This window comes from Oricola nitratireducens (genome assembly GCF_014904745.1).
Taxonomy (GTDB): Bacteria; Pseudomonadota; Alphaproteobacteria; order Rhizobiales; family Rhizobiaceae; genus Oricola; species Oricola nitratireducens.
Genome location: NZ_JACZCS010000013.1, coordinates 17,538 through 35,041, shown reverse-complemented (window position 1 = coordinate 35,041; position 17,504 = coordinate 17,538). Strand labels below are relative to the sequence as shown.

Below are 17,504 nucleotides of genomic sequence, written 5' to 3'. Positions count from 1 at the left end.
CGAGGGGGAAACGATGTCAGATCCTGAATCCGTAGCGGGAAGATCCGCTGCCTCCATAGGCCGCGCGCTGCAGGCGCGTGAAATCAGCCCTGTCGCGCTGGCGGAATATCTCCTCGACGGGATTGGCAACCAGACTTCGCCGGTCTTCCTCTCGATCACCGCCGATCGGGCGCTGAAGGAAGCCCGGGCGGCGGAAAAGCGTATTGCGTCCAACCGGCCGCTCTCGCCGCTGGATGGCGTTCCCGTCGCGTGGAAGGATCTGTTCGATCTCGAAGGTCTTACAACGACCGCCGGGTCCGACGTCTATCGCGACGCCCCGCCGGCAACAGAGGACGCGACCGTCGCGTCCAATCTGACGGCCGCCGGCATGGTCAGCCTCGGCAAGGTCAATCTCACCGAATTCGCCTATTCGGGGCTGGGCCTCAATCCGCATTACGGCACGCCGGTCAATCCGCGCGGCAAGGACGAGCCGCGCGTACCCGGCGGATCGTCATCGGGATGCGGCGTTGCTGTCGCCTCCGGACTGGCGCCTTGCGCCATCGGTACCGATACGGGCGGGTCCGTCCGCATTCCTTCGGCCTTCAACGGCATTACCGGCTTCAAGCCGACGATCGATCGCGTCTCTTCCGAAGGCGTCTTTCCCCTGTCCCGGACGCTCGATACGGTCGGCCCGCTCGCCCGGTCCGTGGAAGACTGCATTCTTCTTGACGCCGCTCTGCGCGGCGCGGTCTCCGCAACCGTTGTGCGCCGCCCCTTGCGGGAACTGTCGATCTTCGTGCCCGAGTCCGTGGTGCTGGACGATGTCGAGCCGGAGGTCATGAAGAATTTCGAGGCGTCTCTGGCCTGCCTGGAGGCGCGTGGCGCGACGATTCGGTCCGGCCCCGTGCCGGTGTTCTCCCAAGCGGCGAAGCTGGCGGAAGAATTCGGTTCGATCGCTGCGGTTGATGCCTATGTCGAGCATTGTGATCTTGTGGACGGGCCGGACGTCTCTCGCGTGGACAGCCGGGTGGTCGACCGGATTTTGGGTGGAAAGAGAATGTCTGCCCACGCTTTGGCAACGTTGCAGCGCGCGCGGTTGCAGCTCATCCGCGAACTCGCCTCGATGGTCGACGGAGCCTTGATTGCCATGCCGACCGTGCCGCATGTCGCGCCCAAGATCGGCCCGCTGGAGGCGGACAAGGCGCTTTTCCATCGCGTCAATCTGAAGACTCTGCGCAATACCATGATGGGGAATTTCCTGGACCTGCCAGGACTGGCAATGCCGAACGGAGTGGGCGAGGCGAACATGCCCACGAGTTTCCTGCTGTCCGGCACGGCCAATCAGGACGATCTCGTTCTCGGATATGGACTATCCGTGCAGGCGGCATTCGAAGAGCTTCAATCTGACCGTTAAAGGCATCGGGGCGGTCGAAGCCGCGGCGCGTCTATTTTGACCGTCGCAGGATATCCCGTGCTTTCTTGATGACGGGTGCGTCCACCATCGCGCCATCGACAATGTAAACAGCGGCATCGCCAGAACCTGCCGCTTCCAGCACGCGTCTCGCCCATGCCACCTGCTCTTGTCCGGGGCGGAAAGCGTCGAGGATCGGCTCGACCTGCGCAGGATGGATGGCAAGTTTGCCGCCGAAACCATGGTCGCGCGCGAGCGCGGCTTCGGTTCGGGTTTGTGTCAGATCCTTCACATTTGTCGTGACACCATCGATCGGCGCCGGCAGTCCCAGACTTCGCGAGGTCTGGACCAGGGACATTCTGGCAGGCAACAATGGCTGCCACTCGGCGACGCAGCCCATATCGAGCGCATAGTCCAGCGAGCCGAAGATCGCGCAAAGAACGCCTTCGGCAGACAGCAGCGCCTGCCGGGCTTCCATTCCGCGCGCGGATTCGATCAGCGGCAAAACCGGGATATCCCGGTCGAGCATTTTGCGAAGACGCGCCACGACATCCGGTTCGTCAGCCTTGGGCAGAACGATGCCGGCGAGCGCGGTATTATTCAGGGCTTGCAGGTCGTCATCGTGCCATGGCGTATCGGCCCCGTTGATTCGGACATAGACAGGCAGGCCGGCGATGCCGTGGCTTTGCGCAGCCATGCGCGCGGCAGCCTTGTCGCCGGGAGCGACCGCATCTTCCAGGTCGATGACGATTGCGTCGGCGCCACTCGATGCGGCTTTTTCAAATCGATCGGGCCGAGAAGCGGGGACGAACAACGGGCAAACCGGTGGGGCAAACTTCATTTGCGAGCTTTCATCAGGGCAAAGGCTTCGGGCATTTTCCATATCGGCCAGTAAATTTCACCGGGCCGGACGGTCCATGTCGGCGGCGATACATCAGTCGGCCAGATAGGCCGCGGAAACCTCATCGGCCTTGCGGATGAATCTTTTCAGCGGAATGCTGAGGCGGTTTTTTTTCCAGATCATGTGCGTTTCCACGTAGGCGTGCTGCTCTGTAGCAATGCGTCGCGCAAGGATCGTCGGCTCCGAGCAAAACCGCGGAACGCCGCAGAAGATCGTTGGCCCGACGCCGGCTGTAACCAGTCCCAGTATGCCGGTCAGGCTGGATGCTTCCTGGGCGATGGTCGGCATTTTCCCGTCGCTTTGGAACACGTTGACGATGATCTGCCGCAAGGTCGGCCATTCTTCCGTCGTTCCGAGAACGAGGGGTTCGTCGGCGAGATCTCGGACCGTGACGACCTCCTTCCCGCCAAGCGGGTGTTCCGCGGGCAAGAGGGCAACCAGCGGATGACGGGCGACGGGCTTGGAATCGATTTCGGCACTCTGAAAGGGGCCGACAATGAAGCCAACATCGATCTCGTTCTTGAGGACCGCATCGCGCTGGAGCGGCGAGGTCAGATAGGTCATCTCGCAGCGTATGTCCGGATTGTCGCGGCGGAAGCCGCTTACGATGTCGGGAACCAGCGCATGACCCGCCAGGTTCATGTAGGCGAGGCGCAGAATCGCCTTTGTGCCCGACGCGAATGACTTGGCCGTGCGCTCCGACAGTTCGACCCGGGTGAGTATGGCGCGCGCCTCCTCGCGTAGGTAGCTCCCGGACTCCGTCAGCGAGACGCGGCGTGTCGTTCGCTCTATCAGTTTGATGCCGAGTCGCTGCTCCAGTTCGCGGATCATCCGGCTGACTGCGGGCTGGGCCATACCGAGTTTTTCCGCCGCTCTGTGGAAGTTGAGTTCGTCCCCCACGGCGACCAAGGCAGCCAGGTGTTTCAGGTCGTATTTCAATTGATATGTTTTCTGTATCAATAATCGGCCAATAATTATTTTTAATAGCGCAAATCAATGATTTAATCAATATCGGCACGGAAAACTCGAACGAGAGAAAAATTCTCAGCCGGTATCAATTCCGGCAGCCTCGGACAACCGCACCGCGCATCGAGCGGTCGGCGGGGCGCCAACGGGATCCGTTTGAATTGTGTTTTCCGTGTCATCAGTTTGGCCCGATTTCGCGGGCGCGATCGGCACTGCAGGAGGCATTATGATACGAGTTGGCGTAGACGTGGGCGGCACATTTACCGACATCGTGCTGGAACGCACGCGCGTCGCAGGGGAAGACGACCAGCAAGTGGTCGTGACCAAGGTTCCCTCCACCCCGCATGACCAGTCAGAGGGCGTGGTCGCGGGTGTTCTGCAAGTGTGCGAACAGGCTGGCGTGGCGCCCGGTGACATCGACGTGCTGTTTCACGGCACCACGGTGGCCACGAACATGGTCATTGAGCGCAATGGCGCCGAGGTGGGCATGCTCACCACGCGCGGCTTTCGCGATATCCTGCATATGGCGCGGCACAAGCGGCCGCACAATTTCTCGCTGCAGTTCGACATACCCTGGCAGTCGAAACCGCTGGTCAAGCGTCGCAACCGGGTGCCGATCACCGAGCGGCTGTCGCCGCCCACTGGCGAGATCGAGGTGCCGCTGGACGAGGACGAGGTGCGTGCCGCCGCCGAACTGTTCAAAAAGCGCGGACTGGACGCGGTGATTATCGGTTTCCTGTTCTCCTTTCTCAATGATGCGCATGAAAAGCGCGCCGCCGAGATCGTGCGGGAGGTGATGCCCGATGCTTTCGTTTGCGCTTCGTCCGACGTGGTGAATGTGATCCGCGAATACGAGCGCTTCAGCTCGACCGCGATGAACGCCTATGTCGGCCCCAAGACGGCGCTGTATCTGCGCCGCCTGGAAAGCAGGCTAAAGGAGAACGGGATCGGCGCCACAGTGCGCATCATGCAGTCGAATGGAGGCATCTCCACGATCGACCAGTCGGCGGCCCGGCCGATCGGCCTGCTGCTCTCCGGCCCGGCCGGAGGCGTGATCGGCGGCCGCTGGACCGGCCATCACTGTGACAGCGCCAATGTCATCACCATCGATATCGGCGGCACCTCGGCCGACATTTCGGTGATCCAGAATGGCGAGTTGCGGATCAAGAACCCGCGCGACACGCTTGTCGCCGATCTGCCCGTGCTGGCGCCGATGATCGATATCGACGCGATCGGCGCCGGCGGCGGTTCGATCGCCTATGTGGACGAGGGCGGCGCCTTCCGTGTCGGGCCGCGTTCGGCGGGCGCGGTGCCGGGGCCGGCCTGTTATGGCCGCGGCGGCACCGAGCCCACCGTGACCGACGCGCAGGTGGCGCTGGGGCGGCTTGACCCCGAACGCTTCCTCGGCGGCGACCTGTCGATCGACAAGGCGCTGGCCGAGGAGGCGATCAGGGAACACATAGCCGATCCGCTGGGCCTGAGCGTGACAGATGCCGCGCTGGGGATTCTCAAGATCATCAACAACAACATGGCGCTGGCTATCAACGGCAACTCGGTGGCCAAGGGTATCGACCCGCGCGGCTTCTCGCTGATGGGCTTTGGCGGGGCAGGGCCGCTGCACGTGGTGGCGCTGGCCGAAATGGTGCAGGCCAAGGACGCGATTTCGCCGCTGCAGCCCGGGATCACTGCCGCGATGGGCCTGCTGGTGACCGATTTGAAATACGAATACACCCGTTCGGTACTGAAGACGCTGGACGATGCCGATGACGCGGCGCTGGCCCGGATCAACGAAATTGCTGACGAACTGATCGCCGAGGCCAATGCCCAGCTTGAGGCCGACCGCATCCCGACAGAGGCGCGCCGGTTCCAGAAGATCATGGAATGCCGCTATCTCGGCCAGGGGTTCGAGTTGCGCGCCGAGATGCCGGCCGCGGCGCTGACCCAGGAGAACAAGCACGCGGTGATCGACTCGTTCTTCGATGCGCACAAGGAAACCTACGGCCACGCCTTCCGCGACCAGATTACCGAGGGCGTGACCCTGCGGGTGATCGCCTCGGCCCAGGTCGATCAGTTGCGGCTGCCCGATCTCGACCATGGCGGGCGGCACAACCCGGAAGAGGCGCATCTCTACACCCGCGACACCATTTTCGACGACGGTCTCGCCACTCCGACACCACGCTACGACCGCACCAGGCTTCTCGCCGACGATCGCGTGACGGGCCCGGCAATCATCACCCAGCACAACTCGACGACGATCGTGCCGCCGGGCTTCGTTGCGACGGTGCTGGGCCATGGCGACATCCACATCGAACGGACCTGAGGGATACAGACATGACCAAAGAACTTGATCCGATCACCCTGCAGGTCGTTGGCGGCGCGCTGCATGCCATCGCCGAGCAGATGGGCAACGTACTGTATCGCATGAGCTATTCGTCGATTATCCGCGAAAGCCAGGATCTCGGCGCCGGACTGTTCGACACCGACTACAACACGTTGTGCGAATCCGACTCGACCCCGATGCATATCGGTTCGCTGCCGGGCTACCTGCGCGGCATCGCCCAGACCATCCCGCTGGAGGAATGGAAGCCCGGCGATTGCGTGTTGCACAACCACCCCTACAAGGGCTGTTCGCACACGCCCGACATCGCGGTGGTGATGCCGGTCTTCTTCGAGGGCGAGTTGGTGGGCTTCTCGGCCAACACCGCGCACCATGTCGATATCGGTGCGGCGACGCCCGGCCTGATCATCGACGTGCCCGACATGTGGGCCGAGGGCATGATCCTGGATGCGGTGAAGCTCTACGACGAAGGCGTTCGCAGCGAGTCGATGTGGAAATACATCCACGACAACACGCGCGTGCCGGGGCTGGTGATGGGCGATCTCGAGGCCCAGATCGCCTCGGCCGAACTGGGCGTGCGCCGCTTCGAGGAGCTGATGGCCAAATACGGCAAGGCGACCGTGCTGCAGGCCACCCGGCAGCTGATGGATTACACCGAGCGCCGGATGCGCGCCGAGATCGAGAAGATCCCCGATGGCGAATATTTCGCCGAAGGCTTCCTCGACGATGACGGGCGCAACCGCGACAAGACGCTGCCGATCAAGGTCTGCGTCCGGATCAAGGGCGACAGCGTCGAGGTCGACCTGACCGGCTCTTCGCCGCAGGTGCCGACCGCCTTCAACGTGCCTTTCGACGGCTCGACGAAGGTGGCGGCGTTCTTCGTGTTCCGGGCGCTGCTGCTGGACACCTACACCTCGACCGACGACATTCCGGCGAATGAAGGATCGTTCCGGCCGATCAGCGTGATTGCGCCCAAGGGCAGTATCTTCAACCCGATCGCTCCGGCGGCGTCCGAAGCGCGGTTCTGCCAGATCCAGCGCATGGCCGACCTGGTGATCAAGGCGCTCGCGCCGGTGCTGCCCGACCGCTGCACCGCCGGCAACGCCGCGACCCTGTCCTTCGCCGCCTATTCCGGGGTCAAGCCCGATGGCGACTACTGGGTGTTCCTGGAGGTGAATGAGGCGGCGATGGGCGGACGTGCCACCTCGGACGGGCCGGACACGGTGGAAGAGCTGATGCGCAACACGCGCAACAACCCGCTCGAGGATCTCGGCATGCACTTGCCGCTGATCTGCGACCGCTACGAGGTGCGCGACGACGTGCCCCCTGGCGCGGGCAAGTTTCGCGGCGGCGCGGGCGTGGTGAAATCGCAGCGCTACCTGACGCCCGGCTTCATGACGCATGAATCCGACCGTCACCTGGATGCACCCTGGGGCGTGTTCGGCGGCAAGCAAGGCGCCGTCGGCAAGCTGGAGATCCACAACGTCCACACCGGCAAGACCCGCAGCGAGTATTCCAAGTTCTCCGGAATGCGCGCCGAAGAGGGTGACGTGGTTTCCTACTTCTCGCCGTCGGGCGGTGGTTACGGCGATCCGCTCGAACGCGATCCGGCCAAGGTTCTCGATGACGTGCTGGACGGGTTCATTACTCCGGAGCACGCGCGCGACGACTATGGCGTGGTGCTGCGCGAAGTGGATGACGGGTACGGATGGGGACTGAACGACGAGGCGACCAGCAAGCTCAGGTCCGAGATGTCGGCCGCCCGGTGACGGCGGGACGCGAGGAGGTTCTGACATGACGGTACGTTCGGGATAGTTGATCCCGTTCCGCTCGCAACGCGGACTTCAGGCAATCAGGCCGGATTTTCGGTGCAGGCCACGGGGAAGCCCCCGCGGATGAGCGATGGCGCGCGCCATATCGGGGCCATCGGATTTCCATGCCGCAGGAAATTGGAGTGTTTGGTGGAAAATATCGACCGGATTGCGGACTTGTGCGCCGCGGAGATCGGCACCGTTCTCAGGGACGGTGGGGCCTGCCCGGTCGAATTGACCGAATGCCTGCTTGACCGTGTGCAACATCATCCCGACCAGCATGTTTTCCTGACGATTACCCGGCGGCGCGCGCTCGACGAAGCGGCGGCGGCGAAGGCGCGTCTTGCCGCGGGCTCGCCCGCATCGCTTCTCGATGGCGTTCCCGTCGCATTCAAGGATGTTGTCGACGTTGCCGGCACGCGCACGACAGCCGCTTCCGCCCTGCTTGCCGAAACTCCGGTCAAGCAGCAAGACAGCCATTGCGCGGCGCGCCTTTCGCAAGGCGGAATGGTAACGCTCGGCAAGCTCAACATGACGGAATTCGCCTATTCCGGTCTGGGGTGCAATCCCCATTTCGGGACGCCGCGCAATCCGAACGACAAGACGGTTCATCGCTCTCCCGGCGGTTCTTCCTCGGGGTCCGGCGTCGCGGTCGCCGCGGGTCTTGCGCCATGCGCCATCGGGTCGGACACCGGCGGGTCGATCCGGGTTCCGGCCTCGTTCAACGGCATCGTCGGCTACAAGGCGAGCGAGGGACGGATCGACAAGACAGGCGTCTTCCCGTTGTCGCGGACACTGGACACTATCGGGCCGCTTGGGCGTTCCGTGGCAGACTGCGTACACGTGGCGCAACTGATGCGGGGCGAAAATACGGTTCCGCTTCCCGCGCGATCCGTTCGCGGGCTTCGCGTCCTGGTGCCGACCAATGTCGTCATGGACGACGCGGAAGAGGCCGTCCTCGCCAATTTCGAGGCGGCTGTTGCCAGGCTCGCCGATGCCGGCGCGCGTGTCGAGCGGGAACCGTTCGAGTGCCTCGACCGGATACTGGAAATCGGCGAGCGTCATGGCTCGATTACCGCCGCCGAGGCCTATCACGAATATCATGACATCATCGAAAGCGACCTGGTCGGCAGGCTCGATCGCCGCGTGGTGCGCCGCATTCTGGGCGGCAAGCAAATGAGCGCCCACGACCTGCTGACGGTCCAATGGATGCGGGCGGAACTGATGGATCGGATGCATGCGCGATTGGCGGGTGCGGTGCTGGCAATGCCGACGACACCGATTGTCGCGCCGGAAATCGCGCCGCTCGAGGCCGACGACGAACTGTTCATGGCGGTGAACTCGCTGGTTCTGCGAAACACGGTGCTGGGAAACATACTCAACCTGTGCGGGCTTGCGTTGCCGAGCGGCTGCGACGAGAAGGGATTGCCGACAAGTATCCTGTTTTCCGCGCCGTGCGGTGCGGACGATTTCCTGTTGGCCCACGGTCTGGAAATCGAACGGATCATCAGGGCTTGAGGTCGGCCGATGGGCTGCATCGATGGAAATGAACGCAAACCGGGAAATGGGAAAATGGCGTCGGATTTGGACTATGCATCCTTGATCGGATCGGTGCAGATCGCTCGGGACACGATCGTGGCAGGTCCGCTGGACCGGTTGAGTGCAACGCTCGACCGGGACGATCCGGGTTTTCGCGACGGAGACCCGATCCCGCCATTGGCGCACTGGCTCTTTTCCCTGCCATCGGACCGTCAGTCGAAACTCGATACCGACGGACACGCCGAACGCGGCGATTTTCTGCCATCGGCTCCCGATCTGCCACGTCGCATGTGGGCCGGAAGCCGGATCGCCTTTAGCGGTCCGATACGAGTTGGCATGAATGTCGAACGCAAGTCGGAGATCGTTTCGGTCGAACCGAAACAGGGGGCAAACGGATCGCTCCTTTTCGTCACGGTTCGTCACGAAATATCCGAGAAGGGCGGCCCGGTGCTGCTCACGGACGAGCATGATATCGTTTACCGGGGCGCAGGCGGAACGACAGGCGGCCGCAAAGGGGAGGTTCGTGATCCCGGCTCCTGGCGGCGCAGCCTTGTGCCTGACGAGCGGCTCCTGTTTCGCTATTCGGCGCTCACGTTCAATGCGCACCGCATACACTACGACAAGGACTACGTCACAGGTGTGGAAGGATATCCCGGACTGGTCGTCCACGGGCCGCTCGTCGCCACTCTGATGCTGGATCTTCTCCGGCGCCAGGCGCCCGACGCCGAGGTGGTTTCCTATGCCTTTCGCGCGCGCGCGCCGCTTTTTGCCGGGTCGGAACTGCATCTCAACGGTGAGCCCCTACCTAAGGACAATGCGGTCGAGCTTTGGACTTGCGACGCGGACGGTCACGTCGCCATGACGGCGCGGGCGGTCCTCGCGGCGGACGCCACGGGAGGCCGGACATGACGCGCCCGCTCGACGACTGTCTCGTGGTGTCGCTCGAACAGGCGATTGCCGCGCCCTATTGCACACGGCTGATGGCGGACAACGGCGCGCGCGTCATCAAGGTGGAACGTCCGGACGGCGGCGATTTCGCCCGCGCCTATGATACGCGGGCGCGCGGTCTGTCGAGCCATTTCGTGTGGACCAACCGGTCGAAGGAAAGCCTTGTCCTCGACCTGAAGGACCCGGCGGCGATCGAGGCGCTGAAAACGATCCTGTCGAAGGCCGATGTCTTCGTGCAGAATCTCGCGCCGGGCGCCGTCGAACGGCTGGGGCTCGATCCCGCTGATCTGCGCGAGGCAAATCCCGGCCTGATCACCTGTTCGATATCGGGCTATGGCCGCGGCGGTCCTGCCGAACGGCGCAAGGCCTATGATCTGCTCATCCAGGCCGAGGCGGGTTTCCTGTCGGTTACCGGCACGCGAGACCATATCGCCAAGGCCGGCATTTCGATTGCCGATATCGCGGCCGGGATTACCGCCTATCAATCCATTCTTGCCGCCCTTTTGAACCGTCACAAGACCGGGAAGGGCGATCACATCGAGGTTTCGATGCTGGAAGCGATGGCCGAATGGATGGGCTTCCCGATGTATTTCTCGATGGACGGCCAGGAGCCGCCCTCGCGCAACGGCGCCGGTCACGCGACGATCTATCCCTATGGTCCGTTCGAGACGGCCGATGGTCAGGTTCTGTTCGGCCTCCAGAACGACCGGGAGTGGATCGCTTTCGCCGAGGGCGTTCTGGGGCGTCCCGACCTTGCGGCCGATTCCCGCTTTGAGGGAAATGCCGGCCGGGCCGACCACCGCCCAGTCCTCGATCCGGTCATTCGCGCGGTGTTTGCCTCGCTTTCCACGAACGAGGCGCTGCAGCGGCTAGAGACGGCGGGGATCGGGACCGCCCGCGTGAACGACATGCATGATCTCTGGGACCATGAGCAGCTCGCGGCACGCGACAGATGGCGTGAATTCGACACTCCGGCAGGCCTTGTCCGCGGTCTGCGACCAGTGACCGGCAACGATTGGGAACCGCGTTTCGACCCGGTGCCGTCGCTTGGCGAACACACGCGCGCAATCCTGTCCGAGTTCGGATGCGCGCCGACCGATTTGAAAAAGGGCGAAAAATGATACCCAAAGCCGACAAGCATCAGGACATGCGCGAAGCCCTGCGGGCATTGTGCGCCGAATTTCCGGCCGAATATCACCGTCGCCATGACGAGGCGGCGTCCTACCCGGAGGAGTTTATCGATGCGCTGACGCAGGCCGGATGGCTGGCCGCGATGATCCCGGAGGAATATGGCGGCTCGGGGCTCGGGCTGACCGAGGCGACAGTCGTGATGGAGGAGATCAACCGCTCCGGCGGCAATGCCGGCCATTGCCACGGCCAGATGTACAATATGGGGACGTTGCTTCGGCACGGCTCGCCCGCCCAGAAGGAATATTACCTGCCGAAGATCGCCTCCGGTGAACTGCGGCTCCAGTCGATGGGCGTGACCGAGCCGACAACAGGTACGGACACCACCAAAATCAAGACGACCGCGAAGCGGCAAGGCGACCGTTACATCGTCAATGGCCAAAAGGTCTGGATCAGCCGGATTCAGCATTCCGATCTGATGATCCTGCTCGCGCGGACAACACCGCTTGCCGAGGTGAAGAGAAAATCCGAAGGCCTGTCGATCTTCCTTGTCGATCTGCATCAGGCGATCGGCAACGGGCTTTCGGTCAAGCCGATCCGCAACATGGTCAATCACGAGACCAACGAGTTGTTCTTCGACAATCTGGAAATTCCGGCGGAAAGCCTGATCGGTGAGGAGGGGCGGGGATTTCGCTATATACTCGACGGCCTCAACGCCGAGCGCACCCTGATCGCGGCGGAGTGTATCGGCGATGCGTGGTGGTTCATCGACAAGGTGACAGAATACACAAAACAGCGCATCGTTTTCGACCGGCCGATCGGTCAAAACCAGGGCGTTCAGTTCCCGATCGCCCGGTCCTATGTCAATACCGAGGCCGCGAACCTGATGCGCTTCGAGGCTGCGCACAAATTCGATGCGCATGAGGAATGCGGCGCGGAGGCGAACATGGCAAAATTGCTGGCTGCCGACGCGTCCTGGGAGGCGGCGAATGCATGCATCCAGTTCCACGGCGGATTCGGTTTCGCGGCCGAGTACGACATCGAGCGAAAGTTCCGGGAAACGCGGCTCTACCAGGTCGCCCCGATATCGACCAATCTCATCCTCTCCTATGTTGCCGAGCACGTGCTCGGCATGCCGCGATCTTTCTAGCACCGGATGGCAGGAACCATGATGGAACAGAAACGCAATCCCGCCATGACTCGCGCCACCGGCGCCGAGAGCGCGACGCTTGCCGCTTTCGCTTCGAAACTGGACATCGCCGAGATGCCCGCCGATGTTCTGGAGCGGTTGAGCGATCTGTTCGTCGACTGGATCGGCTCCGCGCTCTCGGGCAAGGGGCAGCGGGCAATCGCAACGCTTGAGGATTTCGCTCAACGCATGGGTCCCGGTTCGGGCAAGTCGGAGGTGCTGACGACCCGGCAGACGACGTCTCCGCTGTTCGCAGCCTTGGTCAACGCGGCAGCCTCGCATATTTCCGAGCAGGACGATGTCCACAATGCCTCGGTGTTTCATCCGGCTGCCGTGGTTTTTCCAGCGGCTCTGGCGGCTGCGCAGGAGGCGGGCGCCTCGGGCCGCGATTTCGTCGCCGGATGCGTCGCCGGCTACGAAGCAGGGATCCGGGTGGGGGAATTCCTCGGCCGGTCGCATTACAGGATATTCCACACGACAGGTACCGCGGGGACGATCGCGGCCGCGGTGGCCGTCGGCCGCATCCTGAAGCTCGACGAAACGGCAATGCTGAACGCGATCGGTTCGGCGGGAACCCAGGCGGCCGGCCTGTGGGAGTTTCTGCGCGACGCCGCGGACTCCAAGCAGCTTCACACGGCAAAGGCGGCTGCCGACGGCATCACCGCCGCATATCTGGCGGCGGAAGGATTCACAGGCGCCAGGCGCATCCTCGAGGGCGCGCAGGGAATGGCGGCGGGCATGTCCTTTGACGCCGACCCGGGCAAGCTGACCGATCGACTGGGAGCGCGCTGGGCGTTGGCGGAAACATCCTTCAAGTGGCATTCCTCATGCCGGCACACTCATCCGGCCGCTGACGCGCTCCTGAGTGTGGTCGAACAACACGATCTGACTTGCGACAATCTGGTTCGGATCGTCGCTCACGTCCATCAGGGGGCACTGGACGTGCTTGGTCCGGTGACCAATCCACAGACCGTGCATCAGGCGAAATTCTCGATGCCGGCAACACTCGGCCTGATCGCAACGCATCGGCGAGCCGGGTTGGAGGAGTTCGACGGCTTCTTCGGCGACAGCAGCGCTCAGTCCTTTCTCGACAGGGTCGAAATGCGGCTGGACCATGAGGTCGATGAAGCCTATCCGGGCCGCTGGATCGGGAAAGTGACAGTCTACACCAAGGACGGACGGGAGCTTGCCGGGCGTGTCGACGAGCCGAAAGGGGATCCCGGGAACTCGTTGACACCAACAGAGGTCGACGAAAAAGCCCGCCGGCTCGCCAGCTATTCGGGCGCGGCAAGTCCCGAGGAAATGAACGGGATCATCGAAAAAGCGCGCGCGATCGCATTCTGCGAGACGGTCTCACATCTTCTTCCTCTGAATTCCGAAATCGGAAAGGGGGCCGAAAGCGGGCCATCCGGTTGTCGTCCGTGATCAACGAAACCCGCCGTTCTGCTCCTCGCGTCCAGGCGGTAGCGCTGGTTGACAGGGCCGGCCCGCAAGCATGCGGACGTGCCGCTGTGCTGGGTCGCGAAGGGCGATTGCTTCTCCACGAATTTCACCAAAGACGCTGCCTCAGGGTACCGTAATCGCGCTCTGCGCTCTTGTTCATGAGCAGACTCCGGCTATGTCGAGCGCCGCCGTTCACCGGTCCTTGCTTTTTGCGTTGCACAATTTTTTTGCATGCGCAAAATGAAGGCATGCCGAGTCAACTCCCTTCCGTACTCGTAGTCGATGACAATTCCGTCCGCGCCGCCATCATCGAGGCGGGTCTGCGAGAGGCCGGGCATGACCGGGTGACGGTCGTCACCGACGTGACCGGCATCGCCGGCAAGATCGCCGTACTCGAACCGGACGTCATCGTCATCGATCTGGAGAACCCCAACCGCGACATGCTGGAGAACATGTTCCAGCTCTCGCGCGCCGTGAAGCGCCCGATCGCGATGTTCGTCGACCGCTCCGACCGTGAATCGATCGAACGCGCCATCGAGGCGGGCGTTTCGGCCTATGTCGTCGACGGACTGCGCCGCGAGCGGGTCAAGCCGATCCTCGACATGGCGATCAGCCGCTTCAACGCCTATTCGCGCCTGGAGCGTGAACTGGAGGATGCGCGCAATGCCCTGCAGTCGCGCAAGATCATCGATCAGGCCAAGGGCCTGCTGATCCGCTCGCGCAGTATGAGCGAGGACGAAGCTTATACGCTTCTCCGCAAGACGGCGATGAACCAGAACCGCAAGATCAGCGACGTGGCGCAGAGCCTGGTTCTCGCCGCCGAAATGCTGGGAAAAGGTGAGGCAGATGGCGACGACTGATATCACGGCGGCTTTCCTGCCGCTGACCGACAGCGCTATTTTCGTCGCGGCGCGCGAATGCGGCTTCGCCGAGGAGGAGGGCATTGCGCTTTCGCTGCTGCGTGAAACCTCCTGGGCCAACATACGCGACCGCATGGCGATCGGCCAGTTCGAGGCCGCCCACATGCTGGCGCCCATGCCGATTGCCTTCGCGCTTGGCCTCACGCCGCTGGCGCTCGATGTCGTCGTGCCGATGGCGATGGGGCTCGGCGGCAATGCGGTGACGGTGAGCGCGGCGCTTTTCGGCGCGATGCAGCAGGCAGCACCGTTTTCGCCGCCCGATCCGGCCGCCGTAGGCCGCGCCCTCAAGGCCGTTGTCGACCGGCGCAAGGCGGATGGCGAGCCGCCGCTGCAATTTGGCGTCGTCCACGCCCACTCGGGCCACAATTTCGAACTGCGCTACTGGCTCGCCGCCTCCGGCATCGTCCCCGACGTGGACGTCGAGATCGTGGTCGTTCCGCCGCCCTTCATGCCCGATGCGCTGGCTTCCGGCCAGATCGACGGCTTCTGCGTCGGCGAGCCATGGAACTCGGTTGCCGTTTCGACCGGCGCCGGACGGATCGCCACGGTCAAATCCGCGATCTGGAAATCGAGTCCGGAAAAGGTGCTGGGCGTGCGCGCCGATTGGGCGATGCGCAACGACGACGCGCTGTCGCGGCTGGTTCGCGGGCTCTACCGGGCCGCCGAATGGTGCGGCAATCCCGACAATTGCGGCGCCCTTTCGCACATACTCGCCCGGCCGGAATATATCGGACAGCCGGCGGCGCTGATCGCCCGGGCACTGGAAGGGACGGTCGTGGACAGTCTCTCGGCCGGGGACAAGGCCCGTTTCTTCGAGCCTTTCGCCCACGCCGCAACGTTTCCGTGGCAGAGCCACGCGCTGTGGTTCTATAGCCAGATGGTGCGTTGGGGACAGGTGAAGCACACGTCCGCCCATGCGGAAGCCGCCCGGCGGTGCTACCGGCCCGATCTCTACCGCGCCGCGCTGCAGCCTCTCGGCGTCCCGATTCCCGCCGCCAATGCGAAGGTGGAGGGGGCGCTGACGGAAACCGAGCCGGTTGGCGCGACCAGCGGCGCCCTGCTGCTTGGTCCCGACGGCTTTTTCGACGGCCAGATCTTCGATCCGGACCGGCTCGACACCTATCTCTCCGAACAGGCGAAACGGTAATCCGGCCGGGCCGGCAAGCGACCCGGTTGCATAGCGCCCAATATGTAGGCAAGCCGAGTGGATGCTGATATTTTAGGCGTAAAAAAATTTGCACTGCACAATCCACGCACAAAAATATGCCGTTGTGTCCGTGTGCTGGAATCTAACTTCATTGAATTTGCTTGAAAAATTCCGCCAGACCGTAACTGGCACGCTTCCTGCTTAGCTTTCCGTAGCCATCGAAGGCTACCGATTTTCGCGTCCAGTGCCGGGCGCATCCAGGCAAAGCCGCCGAACCTCAAGCGACCACATCCTCCCGGTCGCGACAGGTCGGCGGCTTTTTTGTTTTCAGGTCCCGCACCAGCGGCAGTCATAACAGGAGTGACGACATGACCTTCCCCATTCTCCGCAGACACGCGCTCATTGCTTTCGGCGCGGCTCTCGTCGCGAGCACCGCGTCCATGACGATGGCCCGGTCCGAAATGCTAGACGTGGAAAAGGACGAGCTGAAATTCGGCTTCATCAAGCTGACCGACATGGCGCCGCTCGCGATCGCTTACGAGAAAGGCTATTTCGAGGACGAGGGCCTTTTCGTCACGCTCGAGCCGCAGGCCAACTGGAAAGTGCTGCTCGACCGCGTCATTACCGGCGAGCTCGACGGCGCGCATATGCTGGCGGGCCAGCCCCTGGCGGCGACGATCGGTTTCGGCACCGAGGCGCATATCGTCACGCCATTCTCGATGGACCTGAACGGCAACGGCATCACTGTCTCCAACGAGATCTGGGAGATGATGAAGCCGAACATTCCGGTCGATGCCGACGGCAAGGTCCAGCACCCGATCAGCGCAGCCGCGCTGAAACCGGTCGTCGACAAGTTCAAGGCCGAGGGCAAGCCCTTCAACATGGGCATGGTCTTCCCGGTCTCGACGCATAATTACGAGCTGCGCTACTGGCTGGCTTCCGGCGGCATCCATCCGGGCTACTATTCGTCGACGGACGTCTCCGGCCAGATCAAGGCGGACGCGCTCCTCTCGGTGACACCGCCGCCGCAGATGCCGGCGACGCTCGAAGCCGGCACGATCTACGGCTATTGCGTCGGCGAGCCGTGGAACCAGGCCGCCGTCTTCAAGGGCATCGGCGTTCCGGTCATCACCGATTACGAGATCTGGAAGAACAATCCCGAGAAGGTCTTCGGCCTGACCGAGGAGTTCATCGAGAAATATCCGAACACGACGCTGGCGCTGACCAAGGCGCTAATCCGCGCCGCCATCTGGCTTGACGAAAACGACAACGCCAACCGCATGGAAGCCGTCGATATCCTGTCGCGTTCAGAATATGTCGGCGCCGACGCGGAAGTCATCGCCAATTCGATGACCGGCACGTTCGAATACGAAAAGGGCGACAAGCGCGACGTCCCGGACTTCAACGTCTTCTTCCGCCACTACGCGACCTATCCCTATTATTCGGATGCCGTCTGGTACCTGACGCAGATGCGCCGCTGGGGCCAGATCCCGGAATACAAGGACGACGCCTGGTACGACGAGACGGCCAAGTCGGTCTACCGCCCGGACATCTACCTCAAGGCCGCCAAGATGCTGGTCGATGAGGGGCTCGCCGACAAATCCGATTTCCCCTGGGATACGGACGGCTATCGCGAACCGACTCCGGCCGCCGACATCATCGACGGCATCGCCTATGACGGCAAGCATCCCAACGCCTATCTGGACTCGCTCGATATCGGCCTGAAGGGTGAGCAGACCGTCGAGGGCAACGAGATCGTCGGCGGCTGACGCTTTCGCCCCGGA

The 17,504-nt window shown here is 63.0% G+C and carries 13 protein-coding genes; 11 read left to right on the top strand and 2 right to left on the bottom strand.

What is annotated here, in order from left to right:
• The first annotated feature begins 13 nt into the window (after positions 1-13).
• A complete protein-coding gene (locus IG169_RS08445; protein ID WP_193175750.1) occupies positions 14-1,393 on the top strand; it encodes an amidase in 1,380 nt (459 codons plus the stop codon).
• Between the two features lie 31 nt (positions 1,394-1,424).
• Here IG169_RS08445 and IG169_RS08440 read toward each other — a convergent pair whose 3' ends face one another.
• Together IG169_RS08440 and IG169_RS08435 are read right to left on the bottom strand one after the other, a co-directional pair.
• Complete coding sequence (locus IG169_RS08440; protein WP_193175749.1) at positions 1,425-2,231, bottom strand: HpcH/HpaI aldolase/citrate lyase family protein; 807 nt, start codon at positions 2,229-2,231, stop codon at positions 1,425-1,427.
• A gap of 93 nt (positions 2,232-2,324) precedes the next feature.
• Complete coding sequence (locus tag IG169_RS08435; RefSeq protein WP_193175748.1) at positions 2,325-3,230, bottom strand: LysR substrate-binding domain-containing protein; 906 nt, start codon at positions 3,228-3,230, stop codon at positions 2,325-2,327.
• Positions 3,231-3,483: 253 nt separating this feature from the next.
• Here IG169_RS08435 and IG169_RS08430 point away from each other — a divergent pair, with 253 nt between their 5' ends.
• The 10 genes from IG169_RS08430 (at position 3,484) to IG169_RS08385 (ending at position 17,489) form a co-directional block, all read left to right on the top strand.
• Positions 3,484-5,577, top strand: a complete 2,094-nt coding sequence (locus IG169_RS08430) for a hydantoinase/oxoprolinase family protein (protein WP_193175747.1) — start codon at positions 3,484-3,486, stop codon at positions 5,575-5,577.
• 11 nt (positions 5,578-5,588) lie between these two features.
• A complete protein-coding gene (locus IG169_RS08425) occupies positions 5,589-7,364 on the top strand; it encodes a hydantoinase B/oxoprolinase family protein (RefSeq protein ID WP_193175746.1) in 1,776 nt (591 codons plus the stop codon).
• Positions 7,365-7,556: 192 nt separating this feature from the next.
• Complete coding sequence (locus IG169_RS08420; RefSeq protein WP_210325929.1) at positions 7,557-8,924, top strand: amidase family protein; 1,368 nt, start codon at positions 7,557-7,559, stop codon at positions 8,922-8,924.
• Positions 8,925-8,978: 54 nt separating this feature from the next.
• The gene (locus tag IG169_RS08415; protein WP_193175744.1) at positions 8,979-9,854 is read left to right on the top strand and encodes an HTD2 family dehydratase; all 876 of its coding nucleotides are present in this window, start codon (positions 8,979-8,981) and stop codon (positions 9,852-9,854) included.
• Positions 9,851-11,014: a CaiB/BaiF CoA transferase family protein gene (locus tag IG169_RS08410; protein ID WP_193175743.1), complete on the top strand. Its 1,164-nt coding sequence runs from the start codon at positions 9,851-9,853 to the stop codon at positions 11,012-11,014. Before IG169_RS08415 ends, IG169_RS08410 begins: the two co-directional genes overlap by 4 nt.
• Complete coding sequence (locus IG169_RS08405; protein WP_193175742.1) at positions 11,011-12,171, top strand: acyl-CoA dehydrogenase family protein; 1,161 nt, start codon at positions 11,011-11,013, stop codon at positions 12,169-12,171. The genes IG169_RS08410 and IG169_RS08405 overlap by 4 nt, the downstream gene beginning before the upstream one ends.
• Positions 12,172-12,189: 18 nt before the next feature.
• Positions 12,190-13,635: an MmgE/PrpD family protein gene (locus tag IG169_RS08400; protein ID WP_210325928.1), complete on the top strand. Its 1,446-nt coding sequence runs from the start codon at positions 12,190-12,192 to the stop codon at positions 13,633-13,635.
• Between the two features lie 266 nt (positions 13,636-13,901).
• A complete protein-coding gene (locus IG169_RS08395; RefSeq protein WP_193175741.1) occupies positions 13,902-14,513 on the top strand; it encodes an ANTAR domain-containing response regulator in 612 nt (203 codons plus the stop codon).
• Positions 14,500-15,720 (top strand): CmpA/NrtA family ABC transporter substrate-binding protein, encoded by a 1,221-nt coding sequence (locus IG169_RS08390; protein WP_193175740.1) that lies wholly within the window; start codon positions 14,500-14,502, stop codon positions 15,718-15,720. The genes IG169_RS08395 and IG169_RS08390 overlap by 14 nt, the downstream gene beginning before the upstream one ends.
• Positions 15,721-16,088: 368 nt before the next feature.
• Positions 16,089-17,489 carry a CmpA/NrtA family ABC transporter substrate-binding protein gene (locus tag IG169_RS08385; RefSeq protein ID WP_193175739.1) on the top strand — a complete coding sequence of 467 codons (1,401 nt, stop codon included), beginning with the start codon at positions 16,089-16,091 and terminating at the stop codon, positions 17,487-17,489.
• Positions 17,490-17,504: the final 15 nt, after the last annotated feature.